Origin of the sequence: Sinomonas sp., from assembly GCF_036848755.1 — a bacterium.
Taxonomy (GTDB): domain Bacteria; phylum Actinomycetota; class Actinomycetes; order Actinomycetales; family Micrococcaceae; genus Sinomonas.
Genome location: NZ_DAIUJO010000180.1, coordinates 1,302 through 4,755, shown reverse-complemented (window position 1 = coordinate 4,755; position 3,454 = coordinate 1,302). Strand labels below are relative to the sequence as shown.

Sequence of the window (3,454 nt, the reverse complement as noted above, 5' to 3'; positions counted from 1 at the left end):
TCCGTGGCGCTGTCGATCTTCGGCCCCCGCCAGGGCAAGACTGCCTCCCAGGTCATCCCGGCGGTGCTGGACGCCCCGGGCGCGGTCGTCTCGACCTCGAACAAGCCCGACGTCATCGACGCCACGCGCCTGCCCCGGGGCCTCAAGGGCACCGTATGGGCCTTCAACCCGCAGAAGATCAGCCCCGACCGGGCCAGCTGGTGGTGGAACCCGCTCAGCTACGTGGTGGACGACGACCACGCCCAGAAGCTCGCGGACATCTTCAAGGTGGCCGGGCGCGGACCGAACGTGAAGGGCGAGGACCCCTACTTCGACAACGAGGGCCGGGACATGCTCGCGGCCCTGCTGCTGGCCGCTGCCCTGGGGAAGAAGCCGATCGTGACCGTCTACGACTGGATCACGGGCGGCAACGTCGGGATGAAGGAGCCCCAGGCCATCCTCGCCGCCGCCGAGGGCGGCAAGTACGCCGCGTTCGGGCTCGCCCTGGAAGCGCAGCTCCAGCTCGACCCGGGCCAGCGCGACGGCATCGTGGGCACGGCCAAGGCCATGTGCGCGGTGCTGAAGTCCACCGGGGCGCGCCACTGGGTGAACCCGACCGGCCCGGAGGACAACCGCCCAGAGTTCAGCCCCGCTCAGTTCGTCCGGGGCACGGACACCCTGTACCTGCTCTCCAAGGAGGGCGGCGGGTCCGCGGCGGCGCTGACGACCGCGCTGACCGTCGCCGTGGCAGACGCCGCCGAGGCCCACGCCATGACCCAGCCATTCCGCCGGCTGCCAGTGCCGCTGGTGTTCGCCCTCGATGAGATCGCCAACGTGTGCATCTGGAAGGACCTGCCGGACAAGTACTCCCATTTCGGGTCCAAGGGCCTTCTGCCGGTCGCCTGGCTCCAGTCGTACTCACAGGGCGTGCGGCTGTGGGGCGAGGAGGGCATGAAGGCGATCTACTCTGCCGCGACGGTGAAGGTCATCGGCTCCGGCCTGGACGAAGAGGGCTTCCTCCGGCAGGTGTCCTCCACGCTGGGGGAATACCGCTACGACACGGTCAACGTCACTGCCGGGGACCGCAGGAGCGTGTCCATGAGCCCCGACGGCGGCAAGGAGCACATATGGACCGTTGGGGACCTCGCGGCCATGCCGATCGGGCGGGCCATCGTCAAGCGCGCCGGAGCTCCCGGGGCGCTCATCAAGACGGTGCGGTGGATGGACACCCCGCACGCCGATGCCGTGTGGTTCTCCCTGGACCTCAATGACCCGACCCCGGAGAGCAGGAAGAAGGCGGCGGAGGCCCAGGCCCGGCGCACCGCGTGGACGCCGTTCGAGCGCCTGGTGCTGCGCCGCGCCGGCGAGAAGCCGGACTCCCTGGTGGACGCCTACCGGGCCGCGCTGAACATGCAGCAGAACAGCAGCCTGCAAATGCAGCAACCCATCAATACAGTTCCCCAGCCGATGCCAGCGAAGGCCACGGCTGCCTCGAAGTGGCTGGAGGCGGCACGCCATGACTGACCGCTCCCATAGGCCAGAGCCGGTCGACGCCTGGGAGGAGTCCCCGGAGCCGGAGGAGACCGCGGCGCCCGCCGCCGTGGACGGCGGGGAGGACGGGCGGGGCTTCCTGCTCAGTGTCACGGACGTCCTCGCCCAGATCGCCGAGGAGGCCGAGCCGATCAAGGCCGGCCGCTGGCGGTCCCTCGTCATGCACGGCAAGGCACCGGCCCCACTGGGCTGGGAGCCGCCGCAGTGGGACTACGACGCGGTGGAGGCATGGATCCACCGCGCTCTGGAGGACGGAACCCTCAAGCCGGTGCCGAAGGCGACTTCCGAGGCGGTCCCGGAGCCGGAGCTGGTGTACGGGTCCACGGCGGAGTGGGTGGCCAAGTTCCTCGTGCCGGTCTACCGGCGCCAGCTGACCGCCACTGGGGACAAGACGACCTGGTGCCCCCAGTGGTGGAAGCACGCGGAGGCGATCATCCGCCTCGAGGCCCTGTGGCGGGCGTGGGAGCACCTGCGCCTGGACGGGCGCACCGGCATGAGCGTGTGGCTCAAGGACCATCTGGACCACCATCTGCCGGTCCTCACCGACGCCACCAGCGGCCCGTTCAACGGCTGCAAGCCGGACAGGCACGCGGAGAGCCCCCTGGGCCAGTTCCAACTGGTGGCCCCGCCACCCGAGCTGTTCCCCGACGTGCGCGAATCCAAGGATGAAGGAGGTACCCAGTCATGAGCACCCACCACTCAGACGGCGTGGGCGAGGCAGTGGACGACATGCTGCGCCAGGCGGTCATGGTCGCCGCCCGGCTCGGAGAGATCGCCGCCCGGGCCCGGCAGGAGCACCTCGCCCAGGCCCGTGCGGCCTCCGAACGCGCCGGCCGCGAGCTCGCGGCCCGATTCGAGGCCGAGCGCGGTGCGGCGCGCGCCTCCCTCGCGGGCGCCCGGTCCGACTCCTGGTGGGCCGAGGCCGACCCGGAGCGGATCGGCGCCGCGTACAAGACCGCCGTGTCCTGGGCAGGCCAGGACACGGGGATAGCCGAGACGCTGCGGTACATGGACGAGAGGCTGGCCGAGCGCGGTGTGCACGTCACGGCCTCGATGCCGGGCCGGGTCACCGACCTGCTGCGCTCACGGCAGTGGGTCGCCGAGCACGATCCGTTCATGGACGGTGCATGGACCCGGGAGATGAGCCAGGCCCGCAGCCACGAGGAGCGGGACCGCCTCAACGTCGCCCTCGTCAGCGCCTGGCTGGCCCGTCCCAAAGCCCAGCAGGCCGACGCCGCTGCCAACGAGCTGGAGGCCGCGAAGGCCTGGGCCGCCTCCGCCGACCCGGAGCGGTTCGCGCAGTGGACCCGCAGCCACGCCGCCGCCGACACCGTGGCGGCCGCACGGTCCGACGAGGCCGAGCTGGTCCGCCGCTGGAAGGCCGAGACGGGCCAGCCCGCCGAGGCGCAGGCTGCGTCCGTGGAGGCGGACAGGCTCACCGGGGATGCCGTCCGGGAGGCCGGCGCCGCGGACGCCCACCGTGGGGACAGTGACCGGGCCATGGGCCGGTCCCAGGAATGGGACGGGGCGGCAACGGACCTGGACGGCCCCTCCGAAGAGGACCTGGCGTGGGCCGCCCGACAGGAGCAGCAGCGGGAGGAATCCGTGGCGCACGACCAGTGGGACACCGCACAGCGGCGCGGGGAGTTCGCAGCCTCCATCCAAGGCCTGGCCGACCAGACCGCCGTTGACGCCCGCATGCTCGCCGACGTCAGCCAGGGCACCCACCCCCGCAAGGCCGTCGCCACCGCCCCGCGCAACGCCCCCACCGCAAGCCCGAACAGCAGCGCTGCCCGCAGGGCCCAGCTGACGAAAGGGAGCCGGTGATACCGCTGCTTACAGGAAGACCGCTCCAGCAGTAGCGATGATCCCCAACCGCTCCCGCGTGGGAGGCGAGGCGAATCGTGGCAGATCCTAGCCCTTC

3 protein-coding genes are annotated in these 3,454 nt (G+C 71.6%); all 3 read left to right on the top strand.

All coding sequences use genetic code 11. The features are described 5' to 3' along the window. On the top strand, positions 1-1,503 hold a 1,503-nt coding region (locus tag V7053_RS17920), incomplete at its 5' end, for a type IV secretory system conjugative DNA transfer family protein (RefSeq protein ID WP_334173621.1). Next, positions 1,496-2,218 carry a DUF4913 domain-containing protein gene (locus tag V7053_RS17915; protein WP_334173620.1) on the top strand — a complete coding sequence of 241 codons (723 nt, stop codon included), beginning with the start codon at positions 1,496-1,498 and terminating at the stop codon, positions 2,216-2,218. The genes V7053_RS17920 and V7053_RS17915, both read left to right, overlap by 8 nt. Then, positions 2,215-3,357 carry a hypothetical protein gene (locus tag V7053_RS17910; RefSeq protein WP_334173619.1) on the top strand — a complete coding sequence of 381 codons (1,143 nt, stop codon included), beginning with the start codon at positions 2,215-2,217 and terminating at the stop codon, positions 3,355-3,357. The genes V7053_RS17915 and V7053_RS17910 overlap by 4 nt, the downstream gene beginning before the upstream one ends. Positions 3,358-3,454: the final 97 nt, after the last annotated feature.

Excerpts from the sequence above, each read along its gene's own strand:
- V7053_RS17915 (WP_334173620.1), top strand. The coding sequence starts at position 1,496 with ATGACTGACCGCTCCCATAGGCCAGAGCCGGTCGACGCCTGGGAGGAG.
- V7053_RS17910 (WP_334173619.1), top strand. The coding sequence starts at position 2,215 with ATGAGCACCCACCACTCAGACGGCGTGGGCGAGGCAGTGGACGACATG.